We start from the raw sequence: 22,302 nt of genomic DNA on the forward strand, positions 1-22,302 counted from the left end.
GTGATATTGTCTATGCATACTGCATTTAGATAAGCATAAGGAGGTCACGCGTGAATGAAGAGTAAAACAAAGAATCTGTTAACCGAGGATGAAATCAAATATCTTGTTAAGGTGAATTTTGGCAGTTCCTGTGAAGTGGGCGGCATTGAGGAATTAAAAGGCGGTATGTTCAATTCTATCTACCTGATCCACCGTCTCCATGAAAAGGATAGTATTGTATTAAAGGTCGGAGTCATCCCCGGAACAACTCTGCTGACCTATGAGCAGGACGTCATGCCTACAGAAGTCGAATGTTACCGGATGATCAGGGAGAAGACTACAGTGCCTGTACCGTCAGTACTGGCCTGTGATTTTAGTAAAGAACATATAAAGAGCAATTATTTCTTCATGAGTACATTAACCGGTGTGACTCTGCAAAAAGCAAAAAAGAAAATGACAAAGGAGAATCTGAATAAGATTCAGGCTGAACTTGCAGGATATCTGGCACAGCTCCATGAGATCAAGGGGCCTTATTTTGGTTATTTCAGCGAAGATACCAAAAAGCAGTATCCTACATGGAGGAAAGCATTTTTTCGGATGTTTCAGCAGATTTTGGAAGATGCAAGGGAACATCAGGTCAGGATTCCATATGGGAAAATAGAAGCGGCTTTAAGAAACAATGCCGGATATCTGGACGAACTTCTGACTCCGGCGCTTGTGGAGTATGACTGCCATGAAGGAAATGTTTTCGTGAAAAAATGCGGGGACGAATATGTAATCGAAGGGATTCTCGACTTCGAGCGAGCGTTCTGGGGAGACCCCATCGCCGATTTTCCGACGGCATTTGTATTTACCGATGATATTCGTAAAGAAAAAGCATTTCTGGAAGGGTATCTGAAGGCAGCCGGAAAGGATGCCTATAGCGAAGCAGATGCAGTAAGATATCAGCTCTACCGTCTGTATATCACAGTGATTATGGCTGCTGAGACATTCCGCTATGATTTCCCGTATTCCAGAATACAGGGGATGTGGGCCAAATACCAGATCAGGAAGTGCCTGAAAGCACTCGGACAGTGAGGCACCTATGGAGACGAATGATAATCAGGCTCTTTTGGAAAATGCCCCGGTTAGTACGTTAATAAGAAAAATGTCTGTCCCTTCCATCATCGGGGTTATGGCGTATAACCTTTATAATCTGTTTGATACCATTTTTATTTCAAGAGGTGCGGGGAGCAGTGCCGTAGGTGGTGTGGCTGTCTCGTTCCCCCTTTTCCTCTTTCTGTCAGCAGTTTCCTCGACGCTGGGCAGCGGGGCGGCATCTGTGATGTCACGGGCATTTGGCCGGAAGGATTACGAAAAAGCCACTAAAACGGCGGCAAATACCTTTTTACTGTTTTATATAACTGCAATTCTGGTGACCATCCTTGGCCTTTGCTTTCTGGAACAGTTTTTGTATGCTATGGGTGTGACGGATACCCTGCTTCCTTATGCCAAAAGCTATACCCGGATCATACTGGCGGGAGCCGTGACCAGCACCGGTTTTTCCAGTCTGATCCGTGCGGAGGGGAGCAGCAGATATGCAATGTATATCTGGGTGATACCTATGTCTGCTAATATTTTACTGGATATACTGTTTATCTTTGGACTTCGCATGGGGGTTATTGGAGCGGCGGCCGGAACCGTAATGGCACAGGCAATTTCCATGTTCATGAGCATTTATTACTTTTTTCTGTCTGGCAAAAGCTGTCTGAAGTTTTCAGTGAAAGATTTTATACCGGATAAAGGCATCATCAGGGAAGTCATATTGATTGGAATACCATCCTTTCTGCAGATGTCAGGATACAGCATATCTATCATCATCGTGAACCAGTTTTTGAGAAAATATGGCGGTGATCTGCCGATCAGTACATATGGAATTGTAAGCAGGGTTAATACCCTTTTTCTTTTTCCTGTCATGGGACTTGTTCAGGGGATACAGCCCATTATAGGTTACAGTAATGGTGCCGGAAAACCGGTAAGGACAGCCGAAACGCTGAAAAAATCTTCGATGCTTGCAGTCCTGTACGGGGCCTTTGGATATCTTGTGATCCTGCTGTTTTCCAGTCAGATCCTTCGTCTCTTCACAACAGATGAAGGCATCCTGAAGTTGGGAAGTACTGTTTTAAAACTCACGAATGCAGGAATAATACTGAATGGTCTTTTAAATATCCAGTCAGCATATTTTCAGGCGGTTGGGAAGAAACTGCTTTCTCTGTTTCTAGTGCTGTGTAATCAGGTGATCTGTTTTATTCCGATTACATTTTTACTTGGCAGTATATTTGGATTATCAGGAATCTGGTACTCATTCCCTGTATCAGCCCTGCTGGCATCCGTGGTTTCCGGCCCTATTACCGTATATTCGGTGAGAAAATCCTTGACATTCAAAAACCGTATGTTACAATAATAACGTGAATTCGATATATTTCGAAGAATATAATAGACCAGAAAAAAGCGATAACCGTGTACAGTAGAGCCCCATTTCCTATCAGAGAGAGAAAATCACTGGCTGAAAGTTTTCTTTAGTTCAGATGGCAATCGAAATTCCCACGATAGCTGCATTCTTGAAATGAGTGAAGAGTAGAGAATGACGTATGTTGTACGTTACACAAGACTAAGCGTCCATAGCTTATGCTGTGGGAATTAGGGTGGTACCGCGAATATCTGACTTCGTCCCTTTTGGGGATGGAGTCTTTTTTAGTGTGAAGGAGGAGAATGATTCATGAAAGAAAAATTGGAGCAAATCAAAGCGGAAGCGATTGCACAGATTCAGTCATCTGATGTTCCGGAGAAGCTGAATGATGTGCGTGTAAAGTTTCTTGGGAAGAAAGGTGAGCTGACGGCAGTCCTGAAGGGAATGAAAGACGTGCCGGCTGAGGAGAGGCCGAAAGTCGGACAGCTTGTGAATGAGACGAGGGCTGCGATAGAGGCTGTGCTGGAAGAATCCAGAACGAAAATGGAGAAGATTATCAGGGAAGAGAAGCTGAAAGCAGAAGTAATTGATGTGACACTGCCATCCAGAAAAAATACAGTCGGACACAGACATCCGAACACGATCGCGCTGGAAGAGGTAGAGCGTATCTTCGTGGGTATGGGATATGAAGTCGTGGAAGGGCCGGAAGTCGAGTATGACATGTACAACTTCGAGAAGCTCAATATCCCGGCTGACCATCCGGCCAAAGATGAGCAGGATACATTCTATGTAAACAAAGATATTGTGCTGCGTACCCAGACATCACCGGTTCAGGCGCGTGTGATGGAGCAGGGGAAACTTCCGATCCGCATGATTGCGCCGGGAAGGGTATTCCGTTCAGACGAAGTGGATGCGACACATTCTCCTTCTTTCCACCAGATAGAGGGACTCGTTATTGATAAGAATATCTCATTCGCAGACTTAAAAGGAACGCTTGAGGTATTTGCAAAGGAGCTGTTCGGGCCGGAGACAAAGACAAAATTCCGTCCACATCATTTCCCGTTCACAGAGCCGAGTGCCGAGGTGGACGTAAGCTGCTTCAAATGCGGCGGGAAAGGATGTCGTTTCTGTAAGGGATCAGGCTGGATTGAGATTCTGGGCTGTGGAATGGTGCACCCCCATGTATTGGAAATGTGCGGCATTGACCCGGAAGTATATTCAGGATTTGCATTCGGGGTAGGGCTGGAACGTATCGCTCTTTTGAAATATGAGATTGATGATATGAGACTGCTGTACGAGAATGATATCCGTTTCCTGAAACAGTTCTAAACTTATTATAGAAAGATCAGAATCAGAAAGTGAGGAAAATTATAGATGAATACTTCATTATCATGGATTAAAGCGTATGTTCCGGATTTAAATGTGACTGCGCAGGAGTATACAGATGCAATGACGCTGTCAGGAACTAAGGTGGAAGGGTTCGAAGAACTGGATGCCGATCTTGACAAGATCGTGATCGGACAGATAGATAAGATTGAGAAACACCCGGATGCGGATAAACTGATTATCTGTCAGGTGAATGTCGGTAAAGAGAGTGTACAGATCGTGACAGGCGCAAGCAATGTACACGAAGGTGACAAGGTTCCGGTCGTGCTGGACGGCGGACGTGTCGCCGGAGGACATGACGGGTCTAAGACACCGGGCGGGATTAAGATTAAAAAAGGAAAACTGCGCGGGATTGAAAGTTTTGGAATGATGTGCTCTATCGAAGAACTGGGCTCCACAAAGGAGATGTATCCGGATGCGCCGGAAAATGGAATTTATATCATGCCGGAGGATGCCGAAATCGGGGCAAGCGCTATAGAGGCACTCGGACTGAACGATGTCGTTTTTGAATATGAAGTGACGTCCAACCGTGTAGACTGCTACAGTGTGATAGGAATCGCACGGGAAGCAGCAGCTACTTTCCGCAAAGAGTTCATTCCCCCGGTCGTAACAGAGACGGGAAACAGTGAGGACGTGAACGACTACATCAAGGTGTCCGTAGAAAACACGGACCTCTGCCCGCGTTACTGTGCAAGAGTCGTAAAGAATGTCAAAATCGCACCTTCACCGGAATGGATGCAGAGAAGGCTGGCTTCTGTAGGAATTCGCCCGATCAATAACCTGGTTGATATTACAAACTATGTAATGGAAGAGTACGGACAGCCGATGCATGCGTACGACCTTGAGACCATCGCGGATCATCAGATCATTGTAAAGACTGCTCAGGACGGCGATAAATTTACAACACTGGACGGACAGGAAAGAAACGTGGATAAAGATGTCCTCATGATCTGCGACGGTGAGAAAGCCATTGGTCTTGCGGGAATCATGGGCGGTGAAAATTCGATGATTACTGATGATGTGCAGACAATGCTGTTCGAGGCGGCATGCTTTGACGGTGTAAATATCCGCAAATCCAGTAAAAGGGTCGGACTTCGCACCGATGCATCCGGTAAGTTCGAAAAAGGGCTTGATCCCAATAATGCAAAGGCTGCCATTGACCGCGCCTGCCAGCTGGTAGAAGAACTGGGAGCAGGAGAAGTGGTAGGCGGAACCGTCGATGTATACGGTAAAGTAAAAGAACCGGTACGTGTACCGTTCGATGCAGATAAGATAAATATCCTGCTCGGAACAGAGATCCCCGAGGCGGAGATGCTGGGATATTTTGAGAAGATAGGTCTGGAATATGATGCAGAAGCAAAAGAAGTGATTGCACCGACGTTCCGTCACGATTTATTCAGACTTGCAGACCTTGCTGAGGAAGTTGCAAGATTCTACGGATACGATAATATTCCGACAACCCTTCCGACAGGGGAGGCTACAACAGGAAAGCTTTCCTACAAGCTCAGGGTTGAGGAAGTTGCGAGGGATATCGCCGAGTTCTGTGGCTTCAGCCAGGGAATGAGTTATTCCTTCGAAAGCCCGAAGGTATTTGATAAATTACTGCTTCCGGCAGACTCTCCGCTTCGCAGTACTGTTGAGATAATGAATCCGCTGGGAGAAGATTACAGTATTATGAGAACGACCTCCTTAAATGGAATGCTGACTTCACTGGCGACAAACTATAACCGCAGGAATAAAGACGTGCGTCTGTATGAACTGGGAAATATTTACCTCCCGAAGACACTTCCGCTGACAGAACTTCCAGAAGAACGCATGCAGTTTACGCTGGGTATGTACGGGGACGGCGATTTCTTCAGCATGAAGGGTGTAGTGGAAGAGTTCTTCGAGAAGATTGGTATGAAGAAGAAAGAAACTTACGATCCGAATGCAGGTAAACCATATCTGCACCCGGGACGTCAGGCAAATATTATATATGAAGGTAAAGTAGTTGGATACCTCGGAGAAGTACATCCGGAGGTAGCGGATAATTATGGTATTGGTGAGCGCGCTTATGTGGCGGTGATCGATATGCCGGAAATCATGGAATTTGCCACATTTGACAGAAAATATACCGGAATCGCAAAATACCCGGCAGTAACCCGTGATATCAGTATGGTGGTGCCGAAGAGCATTCTTGCGGGACAGATTGAAGAAATTATCGAGAAAATGGGCGGAGCTTATCTGGAAAGCTATAAGCTGTTCGATTTATATGAAGGTGCACAGATCAAGGCAGGCTTCAAATCCATTGCATACTCCATTGTGTTCAGGGCAAAGGACAGGACGCTGGAAGAGGCAGATGTTGCAGCGGCAATGAAGAAAATCCTGAAAGCACTGGAAGAGATGGGAATCGAGCTGAGACAGTAAGGAAACCTGACGATGAAAGAAGGAAAAGAGATTGAAGACAAGTGATTTTTATTATGACCTTCCAGAGGAACTGATTGCCCAGGACCCTCTGGAGGACAGGTCAGGTTCAAGGCTCCTTGTGCTGGACAAGGAGACCGGGGAAATAAAGCACCGGATGTTCCGCGACATTACAGAATACCTCAGGGCGGGAGACTGCATGGTTATCAACGATACAAAGGTGATTCCGGCAAGGCTGATAGGCTCTAAAATAGGAACAGATGCAAAGATAGAAGTACTTCTTCTGAAAAGGAAGGAGAATGATGTCTGGGAGACTCTGGTAAAACCCGGCCGCAAAGCAAAACCCGGTACAAGGATCAGTTTCGGGGACGGCCTGCTTGTAGGAGAAGTCATCGATGTAGTGGAAGAAGGCAACCGGCTCATTCATTTTGAATATGAAGGTATTTTCGAGGAAATACTCGACCGGCTTGGACAGATGCCGCTTCCACCCTATATCACTCACCAGCTTCAGGACAGAGACAGATATAATACAGTATACGCGGTCCATGAAGGATCAGCTGCGGCACCCACGGCCGGCTTACATTTTACGCCGGAGCTGCTGGAGGAGATCCAGGAAAAGGGGATTGAGATTGCACGTGTTACGCTCCATGTCGGACTCGGGACTTTCCGTCCAGTCAAGGTAGATGACGTGACGGAGCACCATATGCATTCGGAATTCTATCAGATCGATGAGGAGGCGGCCGGAAAGATCAACCGTGCCAAGGATAACGGCGGCCGGGTAGTCTGCGTAGGCACGACAAGCTGCCGTACAATCGAATCAGCAGCCGATGAGAACGGCCGTCTGAAAGCTTGCAGCGGGTGGACAGAGATCTTTATCTATCCGGGATATCAGTTTAAGATACTGGACTGCCTGATCACAAACTTTCACCTGCCAGAATCTACGCTGATCATGCTCGTATCCGCTCTGGCTGGGAAAGAGCCGGTGCTGGCCGCTTATGAAGAGGCGGTAAAAGAACGTTACAGGTTCTTCAGCTTCGGGGATGCTATGCTGATTGTATAAAACCCGTTAGTATGTTATTTAAATAAGAGAAAATTAGTAATTATCAACAATAATACAATACATGTATTGTTAACTGTTACTAATTTATTTTATAAAAAAAGGCTGCTGATAATATGATTTGAGACCGAAATTTATCAAAAGTCTGTTTATGAAATCAGCCTCAAAGGAGTCAATTAAAAAAACGGTAGTGGCATCGTGTTGGATGCTGCTGCCGTTTTTCTTCCTCAATCTACTGGGTGTCAAAGAGTTCTGTCAATATTTTCTGTAACATACGCGAATAAGCTGGTCTGCGTATGTTAGTACCGCTAAATCCTGCATCGGTAAAAACCTCGTAGGAGTCAGTATTCAATGTATGTATGGCGTATTTTTTTAATGATTGCCAATGTCTAATATACTATAAAATGTCGTCTTATTCATCTGTAGTAGTAGCCAATCATTTTATTGAACTACTTTTATTTAGAAGAGTTAAGGTCATATTGATGAAAGGGAAGTGTTGACTTGTTTTTAGCATGTTATCTCCCTGGCGATTCTATGACCGTTATGAAAGATGTCATTCTATACGCACAGTGGAACCCCGCACCCCGGGAAGCAGAAAGATAATTTAAAATAAATCTGCAGCTTTGTACAGACGAAAAAGCGGTTCCTTAAGTATTAGAAACCGCTTTCAAATTTTTTTGGAGGGGAATAATGCGAAGTTTTCGTTTATTTATAAGTAATTACTTATGACGAATAAAATATTGATAATAACTCCTTTCCCTCCCCTTATGTTAAAATGATTTTCACAACTATATACTACGAAACTATTTTTACAGTACATAACTTTATGAGGAGGAAATTGAATGGAAAAAACGAAAAAAAGTATGTATCATTGGGTGATACTGGTCTGCTGTGTGCTGACTTTAATGTTTGCTTATTCTACACGCTTTGGGCTGGCCCAATTGTTTACGACTGAAATTATTAAGGAAACTGGATTTGCCACCAGCGCGTATTTCTTATGTACAACAATTGCCAGCGTAATCTGTATCTTTACCAGCCCCATTGCCGGGAAGCTTCTGCGGGGAAAATATATGCGTCCTACTTTTCTGATCTGCTGTATCGGAACGATGGGGTTCTATTCCTGTTACGGCTTCTGCCATTCGCTCTGGCAGTTCTATCTCGTGGGTGCACTTCAAGGCTTCTTTGCAATGGGTGCCTGTACCATTCCTGTCACTGTTCTCATTACAAACTGGTTTGAAAAGAAACGCGGTCTTATGATCAGCATTGCAATGATGGGGGTCAGTATCGGAGGTACGGTTCTCAGCCCGTTTCTGGCATGGACAATCAGTTCTTATGGATGGCGGAAATCTTATTTTATTCTCGGTACAGTAAGTCTTCTTGTACTGGTTCCGATTTCCGGGTTCATTGTACGCCGTTCCCCGGAAGATCTTGGACTGCTTCCCTATGGACATGGAGAAGAGCCCGTTTCTTCCAAAAAGAAGGGGAATCCTGTCCCAGCAAATAACTGGAATGCCACTCTGCAAGAAGCGAAAAAAACACCGATTCTCTGGATGTTTGCAATTGGTGCTTTTTTCATCTACTTTACTTCCTGTATTATCGGGCATATGAGCTACTACCTGCAGACTACCGGATTTGATGCCGCAGCCATTGCATCTTATATCTCCCTGTACTCCACTGTTGCGATTGCTGGAAAGATCGTTCTTGGATATATTTTTGACCGCTTTGGTCCGAAAGGTGGAATTCTCTTTGGATGTGGACTTTTCTTCCTTTTCCTTCTTTCCTTTCTCATGGTACAGGGAAGCCCGCTTATGCTTTATGCAGCTGCGGTTCTGTATGGTTTTGGGACATGTACTGCAACCATCGCTGTTCCTTTTATGACAACCAGCGTATTCGGCGCAAAGCATTACAGTGAGCTGTACGGTTTTATCTCAGCATTCACTATGACCGGCAGTGCGGTTGGAAGTTCAGGGATCGGCCTTATTTATGATCTTACAGGCTCCTATCGGCTGGCATTAGTTATTCTGGCGATATTCACTGCATTGACCATTGTGATTATGTTCATCTGTATAGATATGGGGAGAAAACACACTGCCGCAAAAGCAGTTCCTGCAATACAAGAAGCCTGAAAAACAGAAAAACAGAAAAAAAAGAAAAAAAGAAAAAAAGGATGACAGGCCTTGTTTGTTTTACAGGCGGCTGCCATCCTTTTTTCCCCCTCCTGATATAAAATCCAGAAACTCCTTCTCTCTTCTTGTAAGACAGTAATTTCTGGTTGTCACATAACAAGAATTCAGATACAGTTTTTTATCCTTAAGCGGCACCAGTACTACATCACTCTTTTCAGGAATCCTTTTAAATCCCATCATCGTGACATATTCTCCACTCATGATAGCATCGTAAAAACTGCCTCTGTCTGAAACTTCAAGTAACTGGTCATGATCCTCCATCCCTAACAAGCTCAGAAACATCTTGGAACCAGCATCATCATAGGTCACATAAGGTTCCTTACGAAGCTCTTTTAACTCTATCTGGGCGGCACCGGCCAGTCTGTGTGTCCTTGCCACCATAGCATACATTGGCATCGGAGCAAAAAGTTCCTCCATCTGCAACCCGGATTTTTCAGCCATTTTCTTATATTTTTCTCTTTTCTCTTCTGCGAAAAACACGATCCCAAGCGTACTGTCCCCAGCCAATACTGCTTCCATCACTTCTTTGTTTCCCATCTCTCTAATCTTATCCGGCAGCTTTACGTCTGAATTATTTTTAAATTTCAAAAACAGCTCCATAATGTAAACTGCATAATAGCAGGATATTTTCAGGGGCCGTTCCTCCACTGCATTTAGTTCTTTGATTTTCCTCTGTTCCTGCAAAATCAGCTTTGCACTTTTCATAAACTGCTCTCCCTGAACCGTCAATGCGATGCCGGATTTACTCCGGTGGTATATTTTATATCCCAGCTCCTCTTCCAGCCCTTTTATCATCCCACTCAAATAAGGCTGCGAAAGATAGAGTTCTCCCGCTGCCTTACTGATAGAGCCATATTTTGCTACTGCTACAGCGTATTCTAAATGGTTAAAATTCATAGTCCTGTCCTTCTGTCTTCTTAAATATAACTAATTGCTTATATTTATTAAAATTTTAGAGATTACCAATTTTATACAATATATAGTATATTATTCCTATCACAATTATGCAGATTTGCTATGGTTGTAATTACTATTATTTATTATATATAAGTATTCCAGCAATTGCAAGAATGTTATTTCAAAGGAGAACCTTATGAAAGATTACCTGTCACTTGCCAACTCGCCCGTCATATTCATTGTCTGTTCCATTGTAATTCTTTATGTTTTTATCCAGTCCTTTGTCTTTATGAGACGCGCCTGGAAACGCGGAAAAGAAATCGGCATATCAGGCTGGGCCATGAAAAGTACGATGATTGGAAGTGCACTTTTTTCCATTGTCCCAAGCATTCCGATCCTTATTATTCACGTAATGCTCATGTCTGTATTAGGCAGTTATTTTCCATGACTGCGCCTGTCTGTCATTGGCTCAAGTTCTAAAGAGCCTGGACCGCGGTATGTCCAGCTTAAGAAAACGAAGGTCCGTAATTTATTCTCTTCTGATTGACGGGGTCTTTATTGCCATGATGAGCTGGTTCTGTGCGCCCTATCTGACCTACTGGACAGAAAAGCCGGAACAGATTCTTTCTCTTACTGCCCTTGTTACAGCCGGAATCTTTGCTCTTTTCTTGAACTGGCATGTCCTTTATTACCGGAAATATTATGAATATGAAACTTCCTGCTGCCACCAATGCATTGAGAGTCAACGATGTCGAGCGCGGCAGTGATGAAGCCGAAGTATTTACAACCCTTGCTATCGGCGCATCCTCTATAGTCACGACATTGATTCTTTTTCTTGGGATGCTGTTCCTTGGCAATCTGCTTGTTCCGATCATTACCGGGCCAGCTCTTGCACCAGCTTTCAATCATGTGACGCCTGCCCTGACCGGAGCACTGGCTGCCCCTTATTTTCTTAAGAATAAAAAACTGTCTCTGCCTACCATCATCGCTGCTGCCATGCTTTATCTTGTTCTTGGCTACAACTTTATGTTAGAAAATTACAGCTACTTTATGCTGGGATTTATAGTAATCAGTTTCTTGTGTTATGTGGGCATGTACAAGACCGGATTTATAAAAGAAACAAAAATCAGCAATGAAGAGAGGTACCAATTATGGAAAATCAATTATTAAAAGAAGCACAGGAAATGCAGACTGAGTTAAGCAGATGGCGTCAGGCTCTTCACCAGATCCCAGAGCTTGGCTTGCACCTGCCCAAAACATCTGCATTTGTAACGGAAAAACTGGATGAATTCGGTATTGCTTATGAAATATACGAAGACTGCTCCTGTATCACCGCATGTATCGGCCAGGGAAAACATTGTTTTCTGCTGAGAAGTGATATGGATGCTCTCCCTATGCAGGAAGAATCCGGCATCCCCTTCCAATCTGAAAATGGATGTATGCACTCCTGCGGACATGACCTTCATACTTCGATACTCCTTGGAGCAGCCAAATTATTAAAGGCTCACGAGCAGGAACTGTCCGGGACTGTAAAACTGCTCTTTCAGTCCGGCGAAGAGACATTTAGCGGGGCGGATGCAGCTATAAAAAGAGGGATTCTTGAGACACCGAAAGTAGAAGCAGCCTTTGCCATGCATGTTGCCTCTACTCTGGAGAACAATACGATTATCTATGGTCCTCATCCTATGGCGGCAGTGTATGGTTTCCAAATCAGCCTGACCGGAAAAGGTGCCCATGGTTCCACGCCAAATCTTGGTATTGATCCAATCAACACCGGAGTCCATATTTATCTTGGCCTGCAGGAACTGATTGCCCGCGAGGCTTCCTCATCAGACGAAGCTGTGCTGACAATCGGCAGCTTTGATGCCGGCACTGCATCAAACATTATTCCTGAACGGGCTGTTCTTAAAGGAACTTTACGTACCTTCAAGCCGGAAGTGCAAAAATATCTGATACAGAGAATAAATGAAATTGTGGATGCTGTCTGCAAAGCATACCGAACAGATTATAAAATCGAAGTATTAAGCAATGTTCCAGCGGTTTCCTGCGATTCTGAAATGGTAAATTCCTGTCTGGAAAGCATCCGAAACCTGAGCAGCTCTATCAAAACCTATCCGCTCTATCATGTGATGGGTTCAGAGGATTTTGCATTTATCAGCGAGAAAGTCCCCTCTGCTTATTTCTGTATCGGAGCCGGAGCAGAAAATAAAAGCCAGTGGGTAGGACAGCACAATCCGAAAGTGCTATTCAATGAAAAGTGTCTTCCTCTTGGTGCGGCAGTTTATGCAAAGACTGCTATAGACTGGCTTGCCGGACAGGCCGAAGAATAAATTTCTGTTTTATGCAGCCGTTAGGAGCCTGTTCTTTATAATAGAAGCTTTGTCTGATGGTTCCCTGTACGGCTGCAGATGTTTTTTTCTAATTCTGCGGGTTTGTCAAGTAAAATGTGTAAATTTTAATTTTTTATAATACCGGTGGGATCCCACCGGTATTTTTCTTGGTCTAAAGACCTGTTTCGTCAAATTCTTCATCATACCAAGCCAGAACTTCCTGCTTTCATTTGCACTAACGGTAATGCTCAGGATATCTTTATATCCCTCCACTGCCACTCCTTGACTTCGGGAAGTATCTTATCTGTAATCTCGCTGACCATCTCTGCTGATATTTCAATGCCATAGAGGTCTTGAAGCTGGTCGTGGATATCCCTTGTTAAAGTTACCGGGTTATTTTTGAAGAATAGTCCTGTGCAATGTCTTTATCCACATCATCTTCAGTGGAATCTGTTTGTACAGGTGTCTGTATCATAGATAGCTGCAACAGGTTTTGTATACGACGATTAACCGTTTCCACTATGGCTTGGATTCGGCTTTCGTCTATATATTCCTTTGCCCCGTCTGCGGACAGCGTCTGCTTAATCAGGTCATCCACGTCGGCAAGGCTGTCAAAATCAATCCAGTTAAAGTCTGATACCAGCTTGAGCTGTTCTACATGATGCTTCTTGAAGGGCTTGCATACTATATCGCGCTCTGAGCGGATTTGACCGGCGACCTTATCGTAGCCGAGGGAGGCGCCGCTGTCATAAATCGGAGCGAAGCCATACCATTCCAAAGTTTCTGCATTGCGCAGCAGACCGAAGTTATTCAGGTGGCGGTCTTCGTTGGCAATGATATAATCTAGTACAATCATGCGGTCAAGAAAATGTACAACATTTTTTTCACCGAGCGATTCACAGCAGTTAACAAAATGTTGATACACAGAGATGCTGTTGACTTTTTTTTGTGTCTGTATGATGCGCCACGCGGGCACAAGCTCCGTATCTTTTGTGACAAAGTCTTCGCAGATACAGTAAGGAGCACCTTGGTTCCATGTGAGCGTGTACGGCACATGAGAAATTCCGAGCCGTTCCATAATTCCGGTCGCAATTACCCCATTTTAACCCCCTTTGTCAATAAAGATATTGAATTACATCTTTACAATGTGGGAAAATAAAGATATAATTATATCAATAAAATGATATAAGAGGAGTGAGAGATATGATTATAAAAGCGTCAGCTGCTTTAAGAAATGATTATGCAAAGATTTCCAGTCTTGCGAAAGAATCAAAAGAGCCTATTTATATAACAAAAAACGGAGAAGGTGATATGGTTTTAATGAGTATTGATGCTTTTGAAAAACGGGAACAGATCCTTGAACTTCGGGAACGTGTTTTGCAGGCAGAGCAGGAACGTTTAAATGGAGAAAAAACAATGAATGTAGCAGAGGCAAGAAAAGCGCTAAGGGAACGGTTAAGTGAAATATAAGGTTGAAATTCTCCCATCTGCCTGGGAGGATTTGAAAAGGATAGAAGATTGTTATGCGATACAGTTTGATATAGAGACTGCAATTAAGGTAAGTGACCATATCCTTGATACAATCGAACGTTTAGAGGAGTTTCCAGATTCTGGTTCAAAAACACCAGATAAATGGCTGATTGATAAAGGGTACCGCATGGTGATCTGTAAGAAACATGTAGCAATTTATAAAGTTATCAAACAATCAGTTTTTATTTATCATATTGCAGATACACAGATGGAATATACAAAATTGTTCTATTAGTTGTGAATTACAATGCTTCGATTGCATTATCATCGCCAGTAAAGTTTTCATTCCATACACTTTCAAAGATGTTGTTCTTTGTGAGTATTTTTGATGGGGCGGCCGGCTCAGGAAAACCATACGCGCTGCTGCGTCATATACAATTTGGGTAGACACAGAGCCGGAAACCGCCCGGACCCGTGTTGTGCAGAGAGAGATTGCGATTTGTAAACGAAAAGAGGAATTGAACATTATGAATATAGAAAACAGTATTATGGCTACAAAGCAAGGATTTGAAGATAGTTTTTCTTCGGGGGATTATTACAATAAACAGACACAAGATGGATATCATTTGAAAAATATTCTTGACTTTTTGCCATTTAAAGCGGATATGAAAATTTTAGATTTAGGTACAGGAAGTGGCTATTTGTCTTTCCCTATTGCAAAAAAATATCCAAATATATCTATCATTGGACTGGATATTGTTGAAAAGGCATTAAAAGTCAATCGTTTTAAGGCAAAAGAAGAAAATGTCCAAAACATTAGTTTTATAACCTATGATGGTGTTAATTTTCCATTTTCTGATAATGAATTTGACATGGTTATTTCAAGATATGCATTACATCATTTTCCAGATATACAAAAAAGTATTTCTGAGGTTAGCCGTGTTATAAAATCAGATGGCTTCTTGTTTATTTCAGACCCTGCACCTAACACCAATGATACCAGCCGATTTGTTGACGAATATATGCAGCAAAAAAAAGATGGTCATATTAAGTTTTATACAAAAGACGAGTGGATACAAATATGCGGAAAGTATAGGCTGCGATTCAGGAAATCTTTCGACAGCACAATTCGGTTCCCCAAGAAAAAAGACACTGCCTATGGTTTTGATGAATTATTAAAGAAACATGATAAAGAGATTATTGAGAGTTATGAACTTGAAGTGGTGGGAAATGAAATATATATAACTGAACGGGTTAATAATATATTATTTTGTAAACAATAACAAATTTCAGTCTGTAGTGGGAAATTTGAATTTGCCCACTTATGGGGTACAGCATAATTTTACTTTATTGATTTGAAAAAAACGAAAGGGTTAACATAATGAGTGTAAGAGAAAAAAATCCTGAAGAAACAACAAGAGCTTCGGCATATAAGTTATGGATGAAAGCTCCGAATCCAATGGTCACATTTTTTAAGACCTACGACGTGATGCCGTTAATTAAAGCAAGCAAAAGTCGTGGCATGAAGTTTAATATGCTGCTTGATTTCTGTATTGGTAAAGCAGCAGTGTCTGTAAAAGAATTTTATCTGCTGCCTGTGGGTGATAAGCTGATGCAGTATGATAAAATAGCTGTCAATACCATTGTTGCAAATAAAGATGGAGAAGTCAGTTCCTGCGATATTGCATTTACGGATGACTTAGAAAAATTCAACGCTGATTATCTGCAATATACAAAAGAGGTACATGATACCTGTACCGACCATGACCTGTCTGGTGATTATATGATTATTGGCACATCTGCGATTGTGAATGTGGAGTTAGACGGTGCTGTGGGTATGAATAGTGGTATTTTCAATAATCCATTTATTATATGGGGAAAATACCGTATTGATGGCCATAAAGCACTTTTGTCTATCTCGTTTCAGTTCCACCATACACAAATGGACGGTGCACACGCAGGTAAATTCTTAAAAAACCTGCAGGATGAAATTAAGAATATGAGGTAAAGGAATATCATGCAAGATTATCTTCTACGATATTCACGTGGCATGCATTGATTCTTTTTATAAAATTTTTTTCGGAAAAGATCAATATTTGTAAAGCCATGCCGTTCTGCAATCGTGCCAATTGAATCTGTAGTCTGGAGCAAATCTTTTTCAATCTTAGAGATTCTAACTTCGTAAACATAACTTAAAAAGGACTGTCCCATATATTTTTTGAAAAAATGACAAAAATATTGTGGTTGTAAATTAACATAGGATGATATTTCATCTATCGTAATTACGCTTGTGTAATGATCCTGTACATAGGAAAGAATTTGCTGCAGACGTTCATAGTTTTTGTCAATTTGCGTTGCTGGCTTGTTGTAATGAGAATAATTGTGGTAGAGCTGATACATTAATTCAAAAAATGAACTTTGGAAACGGAGCAGGTATCCATGTTCCTGAAACGTAATTGCTACCAGCATTTGATACATTGTTTTTTGAAGAGTTTCCAGTTTCGTCCGCTCAATCTCAGAAGTAACAACTTTAGGAATCATAAATGTAATCTGATCCAAATCTGGGATATATTTACGCATAACTTCAGAGGGAATCATAGCAAGTATAAAGTGAGTATCCTTTGAGGCTGTAATATCATGGATCTGATATGGTGGGGTACAGATAACAGAGCCGCTTACATAAGTGGTTTTGGACACGGGTAATGTCTGTACAGTCATAGAACCGGACATGACATAGATAATTTCATAACTATCATGCCAGTGGTAGGGAGTGTATGGCCGAATCATTTCAGGGGTAACTTCTACGAAACCAATATCTAAATTTGGCTCAATAGTGATGCTTTCTCGTATGAAAGAAGACTTTCTCATAAATATATCCTCCCATTTTTCCGGTTAATCATAATCTTATGATAAAACAAATGATAGAAAAAGACAATATCACAGGTAAAAATTAGCATAAAATCTAATTATATTCGTCAAAAAACATAATTATAATAGGAAGCATGGAGTAAGTCAACACATATAAGTCAGAGCAGGGAGGTTATGTTTTATGGAGAAGTATTTAGATGCTGTTTATCAGCCAAAGGAACGTGCAGATGATCTTTTAAAACGAATGACGTTGGAAGAAAAGGTGGAGCAGTTATGTTGTTATCTGGTTACGGATCCAACGGCGGATAGGGATGTACATGTTGGGGCAGTGGGAGTAATCAATGGTGGTGAAAGTCCAAAAGAAATCTCAGATATGATAGAAAACTACCAAACAAAAATTATGGAGGCATCCAGACTCCATATTCCGGCAATTTTCCATACAGAATCTTTGGCAGGGCCTATACATAAAGGATGTGCGTCTTTTGGACTCCCGATAGGTTCGGCAGCTACATTTAACGAAGAAAATGTAACAGATATGGCTCGTGTAATCAGGAAGCAGCTGCGTGCTATGGGGATCTCACAGACATTATCGCCAGTGCTTGACCTTGCAAGAGATTTCCGCTATGGAAGAATTGCGGAGACGTACGGTGGGGACCCAACGCTGGTATCCAGAATGGGAACTGCATTTGTATGCGAATTACAGAGTGGAAAAGCAGGTGAACAGGTTGCAGCAACTGCAAAGCATTTTCTTGGCTGTGCACAGCCAGAAGCAGGAATCAATCAGACACGGGCAGTCGTTGATGAAAGAGAATTGGAAGAGGTGATAGCAAAACCGTTCGAGGCAGTAATCAACGATGCAAATTTGATGGCAGTTATGAATTCATATGGCGAAGTTAATGGTGAACCGTTTTGTGCATCTGAAAAATATCTACGAACACTTTTAAGAGATAAGATGGGGTTTCAAGGGGTAACAGTGAGTGATTATCACAGTCTTGACCGTATCATAGCTCCTTATAAGCTGGCAGAATCTAAAAAAGATGCTGCAGTTGCAGCACTGGAAGCTGGTATGGATATTGAATTTCCTTCGAAATTTTTATATCCAGAGCTGCAGGAAGCAGTTCATGAGGGGTTAATATCAGAGAAACTAGTAGATGAGGCTGTATATCGTATTTTGACATTGAAATTTAGATTAGGTCTTTTTGAACATCCGTATCCAGAATACAAGGAAGAGTGCTTCGACAATAAAGAAAGTATTCGTGTGGCGAAAAGATGTGCTTATCAGTCGATGACCCTCTTAAAGAATGATGGAATCCTGCCAATTAAAAGTAAAAAAATAAAGATCGGAATTATCGGCCAGCCGGCTGATAGCCTTCGCCATATGTTTGGTGCATATACAATGGCTGGTACACTGGAGATGCTTCTTGATATGGCATCAGACAGGGATGCGATCGGAATGGCCGGGGTCAGAACAGAGGTGAAGGGGGATGCAAAAAAAATAACGCTGGAAGATATGAATCAGATTCTTCAGAATCAGTATCCATATGCAAAAACGTTAGTTGAAGCATTAAAGGAACAATTTCATGATATTTCCTATGAAAAAGGTTTTTCGGTGGAAAATGGTGAATTGGTTAAGGCATATGAATGGAATCATGCACTTAAACTTGCAGATGAGTCAGAACTTGTTCTTGTGTGTGTCGGGGGCAAGAATGGTGTGGGAAGAACTTGCACTTCAGGAGAGGGAATTGACGCTGCACGTGTTGAGTTATCTGGAGATCAGGAGAAACTGGTTCAGGAATTGTACCAGCACAATTCAAATATGATTGTGGTTCATACAGATGGCCGCCCTCTCGTAAGTCCATTTATTTATGAAAATGCACGCGCAGTTATTGAGGCATGGCTTCCAGGCGAGTGGGGAGGTATTGCACTTGCAGATGTGATATCAGGAAACTATAATCCGTCGGGACGTCTACCAGTAGATATTCCAAGATCAACGGGACAGATGCCAATCTACTTTAGCCAGAGAAATGGTTCGAATATTGAATCAATACGGGAATGTACAGGAGATTTCATCGTTAATAAAGATGGATATATGGATGAAATCAGGAAAGCGCAGTGTCCATTTGGATATGGATTATCTTATACGAAGTTTGAGTATTCTCAGATGCGGCTTGCTGCAGGCCCCGATGGAAGTTATGAAATTCAGATTTCGATACAGAATAAAGGAAAAGTATTTGGAGCAGATGTTGTGCAGCTTTATGGAAAGGATGAATATGCATCAGTTGTAAGACCCAGAAAAGAGTTGCTTGGATTCTGCAGGGTGGAACTTGAACCAGAGGAAAAAGCTTTGATTATATTCAGGGGAAATTTAAGTCAGTTTGCGTTTGAAGATAGACAGGGTAAATGGGTGGTCGAAAAAGGAAAATTCTTATTCGAAATTGGACGTAACAGTGATGATACTGTATTAATGAAAGAATATGTCTTAGAAAATTCTATGAAGGCAGAACGGACAAAGAGATGTTTTTGCGCAGATGTGACACAGGAGAGGAGAAGCAGCTATGACACTTACGAAAGAACAATTTAAAAATCAAAAAATAGGTACCGGAGAAAAATTGGCATATGGAGTATCGAATGTTGGAGGGAACCTTGTATATGCCACGATTTCATCATTTGCGACAATTTACTATACAGACAGCGTTGGAATTGCAGCAGCGACGGTAGGAACCATGATGATATTGGCAAGGATATTTGATGCTTTTTCAGATATCGCAATGGGCACGATTATAGATCGGACACATAAAAAGTCAGGACAGGCAAAACCTTGGTTTGTCTGGAGCATTATACCACTTGTAATAAGTTTAATACTTGTCTTTATATTACCAGCATCCTGGGGAAATACGGCTAAAGTCGTTTATATGTACGTAACTTATATTTGGTCGGCAGTATTTTGCTTTACGGCGAATTCACTTTCAGCAGTATCAATGCAGTCTCTTATGACAGGATCAAAAAATGGACGAATGGGGTTGAATGCATCCTATCAGATATTTGGATTTATCACTATTATTTTAGTGAATATGATAACTTCAAATGTAGCAGCAAAAATTGGATGGGCAAAGCTTTCTGTCGTATATGCAATTCTGGCAACGATCTGTCTGGTTATAACAGCTGTTGTATGTAAGGAGAGAAAACATCTCATTATAGAGGAACAGAATGAGGAATGTAAACAAAGAACTATTTCTATAAAAGAAGGCGTTTCGTATCTATTAAAAAACAGGTATGTGATTATTGTATTGGTTTTATCCATTTTAAATTACATTACAATTGGTGGATTTAACTCTGGCGGGGTATATTATGCGACTTATATCTATAACAACCCGGCATTGTTCGGACTTATGACTCTGGCAGGAATGCTGCCGACAATTTTGTTGTCATCATTGATTCCGGCATTAGGGAAAAAATTCAGTAAGCGAAATGTCTTAGCTGCAGGATATTTGCTCCAGGGAGCAGGATATCTAATCATTCAATTTGAAGGAACCGTTCTTCCAGTCATGATTTTAGGACTAGTAATTAAGGGTGCAGGATTAGCTGCAGTTGCCGGATTATTAATTCCAATGATCGGAGATGTGATTGAATACGAGGAAAAGAAATCTGGAGTACGACTGGATGGAATGATGAATGCAATTGCTACGTGTGGAATTAAAGTCGGGACCGGTTTAGGTCTTGCAATGGTAGGCTGGCTTCTTCAGTTTGGCGGATACATCCAGAGGGCGGAAGTACAATCCGCATCAACGATTTCCATGATTAAATTAATGGTGGGAGGAATTCCGGCAATCTGCGGGTTTCTAGGGTTTTTGCTCGCTATAAAATTTGATATCGAGAGGGTTGAAAAATGATGATACAATTAAGAATTTATACATTAGCAAGTAAAGAGGCTGCACAGAAGTATGCAAATGTTCATTGGAAACGGCATATTGAGAGTTTGAAAAAATATGGGATTACAACTCATGAGGTTTATGTAGAAAGCAGCGGACAGGTGCCAACAAGGGTATTTGCCATTGTGAGCTATGAAGGAACTGATTTGAGGAGCCAGAATGAAAAATATATGGCAAGCGCAGATTTCAAAGCGGACATGAAAGGATTTCAGATGTCTGATATTCAGGGGGTTGAAGAGATATTAATAGAATCAATATCATTTGATAGTGACGTTTTATAACAATAATAATAGCCAGAAACATGAAATCTATATTGTTTCTGGCTATATCGCGCCGTACCGGAGAGAAACTTTCTCTTTGGTACGGCCTTCTTTATTTTTTTCTTTAATTCAGATCATTCTAAGAGGTTACCTTCCAACTCGTTTTTGACCTCTTCACAAAGCACCCCAAGAATCATTTTGACTGGATTCTCCAGTTTTTTGCGTTTCTTACAGACATAAGCATATTCCATACTCAGCGGGAGCTGCCGCAGTGGGATTGATATCAGATCGTTGCGCCGCAGGACACGCTGGTGGGTCTGGAAGGTTATCATGACACCATTTGGAAATGTATCCAGAAAATCCATATTGGAAGAACGGACATTGCGTTCCAGAATCCGGCATTCTTTGGGGAGGTAGGTGCCCAGTGATTCATCTTTTAATCTCATACTGTGCTGTGTGCTGCTTAGAATGCAGTGCTTCAGCTTGTTTAAATCAGGCTTTTCCCCTTCTCTAAAATAAGGGTTCTGGCGGTTTGTCAGCAGAAAATAGGGTGTTCTGCAGATTGGGAAATAGGCCAGGCCATGTCCGGAGAAATACTTCTCATAATTTTTCTGCTGTGAATAGGGAATGATGATCAGACCAAATTCTGCTTTCTCACTTTCAACCAGTTCTATGACCTCATCCAGATCATTTTCCGTGAATTCGATAGGCAGTTCAGGATATTGCTGCATCGCATCCAGAATATGGTTGATATACAGGGAAGATTCTATGGTTGCTATCGTTACATGCGAAAGCTGTTCACAGCGGCATGCTTTTTCCAGATTTGCAAGCTCCTCAAGAAGGCCCTCGGCCTGTGTCAGATATCGTTCTCCCTGGCTTGTGACAGTGAGTCCTTTTTTGCTTCTGGAAAAAAGAGCAAATCCCAATTCTTCTTCCAGTGCGGCCAGTGTCCTGCTCAGATTAGGCTGCGCCATAAACAGAACATCTGCGGCTTTTGATATTTTTCCATATTTTCTAATTGTCAGTGCACATCTGATTGCCTGAAATTTGTCCATGATATTCCCCTTTATTATATGTATATCAATTTT

General features: G+C 42.0%; 20 protein-coding genes, 1 pseudogene and 1 other annotated feature. Of the genes and pseudogenes, 16 read left to right on the forward strand and 5 right to left on the reverse strand.

Features of this window, described 5'->3' with window-relative positions; genetic code table 11:
• Nucleotides 1–54 precede the first annotated feature (54 nt).
• From A8806_RS15525 to A8806_RS15550, 6 genes are all read left to right on the forward strand, one after another.
• Nucleotides 55–1,056: a phosphotransferase family protein gene (locus A8806_RS15525; protein ID WP_109732113.1), complete on the forward strand. Its 1,002-nt coding sequence runs from the start codon at nt 55–57 to the stop codon at nt 1,054–1,056.
• 7 nt (nt 1,057–1,063) lie between these two features.
• A complete protein-coding gene (locus A8806_RS15530) occupies nt 1,064–2,422 on the forward strand; it encodes an MATE family efflux transporter (RefSeq protein ID WP_109732114.1) in 1,359 nt (452 codons plus the stop codon).
• Nucleotides 2,423–2,463: 41 nt separating this feature from the next.
• Nucleotides 2,464–2,696 (forward strand) — a binding site (T-box leader).
• Between the two features lie 41 nt (nt 2,697–2,737).
• Nucleotides 2,738–3,757 carry a phenylalanine--tRNA ligase subunit alpha gene (gene pheS / locus A8806_RS15535; protein ID WP_109732115.1) on the forward strand — a complete coding sequence of 340 codons (1,020 nt, stop codon included), beginning with the start codon at nt 2,738–2,740 and terminating at the stop codon, nt 3,755–3,757.
• Nucleotides 3,758–3,802: 45 nt separating this feature from the next.
• The gene (gene pheT / locus A8806_RS15540; RefSeq protein WP_109732116.1) at nt 3,803–6,220 is read left to right on the forward strand and encodes a phenylalanine--tRNA ligase subunit beta; all 2,418 of its coding nucleotides are present in this window, start codon (nt 3,803–3,805) and stop codon (nt 6,218–6,220) included.
• A 31-nt stretch (nt 6,221–6,251) separates the two neighbouring features.
• Complete coding sequence (gene queA / locus A8806_RS15545; protein WP_109732117.1) at nt 6,252–7,277, forward strand: tRNA preQ1(34) S-adenosylmethionine ribosyltransferase-isomerase QueA; 1,026 nt, start codon at nt 6,252–6,254, stop codon at nt 7,275–7,277.
• An 839-nt stretch (nt 7,278–8,116) separates the two neighbouring features.
• The gene (locus A8806_RS15550) at nt 8,117–9,400 is read left to right on the forward strand and encodes an MFS transporter (RefSeq protein ID WP_109732118.1); all 1,284 of its coding nucleotides are present in this window, start codon (nt 8,117–8,119) and stop codon (nt 9,398–9,400) included.
• Between the two features lie 60 nt (nt 9,401–9,460).
• Here A8806_RS15550 and A8806_RS15555 read toward each other — a convergent pair whose 3' ends face one another.
• Complete coding sequence (locus A8806_RS15555) at nt 9,461–10,357, reverse strand: LysR family transcriptional regulator (RefSeq protein WP_109732119.1); 897 nt, start codon at nt 10,355–10,357, stop codon at nt 9,461–9,463.
• 196 nt (nt 10,358–10,553) lie between these two features.
• Here A8806_RS15555 and A8806_RS15560 point away from each other — a divergent pair, with 196 nt between their 5' ends.
• From A8806_RS15560 to A8806_RS15570, 3 genes are all read left to right on the forward strand, one after another.
• On the forward strand, nt 10,554–10,805 hold the full coding sequence (locus A8806_RS15560; protein ID WP_109732120.1) for a DUF5058 family protein: 252 nt from the start codon (nt 10,554–10,556) through the stop codon (nt 10,803–10,805).
• A 254-nt stretch (nt 10,806–11,059) separates the two neighbouring features.
• Nucleotides 11,060–11,527: a hypothetical protein gene (locus A8806_RS15565; RefSeq protein ID WP_146203299.1), complete on the forward strand. Its 468-nt coding sequence runs from the start codon at nt 11,060–11,062 to the stop codon at nt 11,525–11,527.
• Complete coding sequence (locus tag A8806_RS15570) at nt 11,509–12,687, forward strand: M20 metallopeptidase family protein (RefSeq protein WP_109732122.1); 1,179 nt, start codon at nt 11,509–11,511, stop codon at nt 12,685–12,687. The genes A8806_RS15565 and A8806_RS15570 overlap by 19 nt, the downstream gene beginning before the upstream one ends.
• Before the next feature lie 189 nt (nt 12,688–12,876).
• On the opposite strand, the pseudogene A8806_RS15575 reads toward A8806_RS15570, so the two are convergent.
• Nucleotides 12,877–13,067 (reverse strand): annotated as a pseudogene (locus A8806_RS15575) (transposase); the annotation flags it as partial.
• Nucleotides 13,068–13,072: 5 nt separating this feature from the next.
• Nucleotides 13,073–13,765 (reverse strand): HipA domain-containing protein, encoded by a 693-nt coding sequence (locus tag A8806_RS15580; RefSeq protein WP_109732123.1) that lies wholly within the window; start codon nt 13,763–13,765, stop codon nt 13,073–13,075.
• 125 nt (nt 13,766–13,890) lie between these two features.
• Here A8806_RS15580 and A8806_RS15585 point away from each other — a divergent pair, with 125 nt between their 5' ends.
• The 4 genes from A8806_RS15585 to A8806_RS15605 all read left to right on the forward strand — a co-directional run bounded on the left by A8806_RS15585 (nt 13,891) and on the right by A8806_RS15605 (nt 16,165).
• Complete coding sequence (locus A8806_RS15585; protein WP_109732124.1) at nt 13,891–14,157, forward strand: type II toxin-antitoxin system Phd/YefM family antitoxin; 267 nt, start codon at nt 13,891–13,893, stop codon at nt 14,155–14,157.
• Nucleotides 14,147–14,452 (forward strand): type II toxin-antitoxin system RelE/ParE family toxin, encoded by a 306-nt coding sequence (locus tag A8806_RS15590; RefSeq protein ID WP_109732125.1) that lies wholly within the window; start codon nt 14,147–14,149, stop codon nt 14,450–14,452. Before A8806_RS15585 ends, A8806_RS15590 begins: the two co-directional genes overlap by 11 nt.
• A gap of 232 nt (nt 14,453–14,684) precedes the next feature.
• Nucleotides 14,685–15,440, forward strand: a complete 756-nt coding sequence (locus tag A8806_RS15600; RefSeq protein ID WP_109732126.1) for a class I SAM-dependent methyltransferase — start codon at nt 14,685–14,687, stop codon at nt 15,438–15,440.
• A gap of 98 nt (nt 15,441–15,538) precedes the next feature.
• Nucleotides 15,539–16,165: a CatA-like O-acetyltransferase, family 2 gene (locus A8806_RS15605; protein WP_109732127.1), complete on the forward strand. Its 627-nt coding sequence runs from the start codon at nt 15,539–15,541 to the stop codon at nt 16,163–16,165.
• 17 nt (nt 16,166–16,182) lie between these two features.
• On the opposite strand, the gene A8806_RS15610 is transcribed toward A8806_RS15605, so the two are convergent.
• Entirely contained in the window at nt 16,183–17,025 is an 843-nt protein-coding gene (locus A8806_RS15610) for an AraC family transcriptional regulator (protein WP_109732128.1), read from the reverse strand.
• A 181-nt stretch (nt 17,026–17,206) separates the two neighbouring features.
• Here A8806_RS15610 and A8806_RS15615 point away from each other — a divergent pair, with 181 nt between their 5' ends.
• The 3 genes from A8806_RS15615 to A8806_RS15625 are packed head-to-tail and all read left to right on the forward strand — an operon-like array spanning nt 17,207 to nt 21,235.
• On the forward strand, nt 17,207–19,606 hold the full coding sequence (locus tag A8806_RS15615) for a beta-glucosidase (protein WP_109732129.1): 2,400 nt from the start codon (nt 17,207–17,209) through the stop codon (nt 19,604–19,606).
• Nucleotides 19,581–20,915, forward strand: a complete 1,335-nt coding sequence (locus tag A8806_RS15620) for an MFS transporter (RefSeq protein ID WP_109732130.1) — start codon at nt 19,581–19,583, stop codon at nt 20,913–20,915. Before A8806_RS15615 ends, A8806_RS15620 begins: the two co-directional genes overlap by 26 nt.
• The gene (locus A8806_RS15625; protein ID WP_109732131.1) at nt 20,912–21,235 is read left to right on the forward strand and encodes an NIPSNAP family protein; all 324 of its coding nucleotides are present in this window, start codon (nt 20,912–20,914) and stop codon (nt 21,233–21,235) included. Before A8806_RS15620 ends, A8806_RS15625 begins: the two co-directional genes overlap by 4 nt.
• A gap of 113 nt (nt 21,236–21,348) precedes the next feature.
• Here the strand turns inward: A8806_RS15625 and A8806_RS15630 are convergent, their stop codons facing one another.
• Nucleotides 21,349–22,269 carry a LysR family transcriptional regulator gene (locus tag A8806_RS15630; protein WP_109732132.1) on the reverse strand — a complete coding sequence of 307 codons (921 nt, stop codon included), beginning with the start codon at nt 22,267–22,269 and terminating at the stop codon, nt 21,349–21,351.
• Nucleotides 22,270–22,302: the final 33 nt, after the last annotated feature.

Source organism: Faecalicatena orotica, from assembly GCF_003149245.1.
GTDB lineage: Bacteria > Bacillota > Clostridia > Lachnospirales > Lachnospiraceae > Faecalicatena_A > Faecalicatena_A orotica.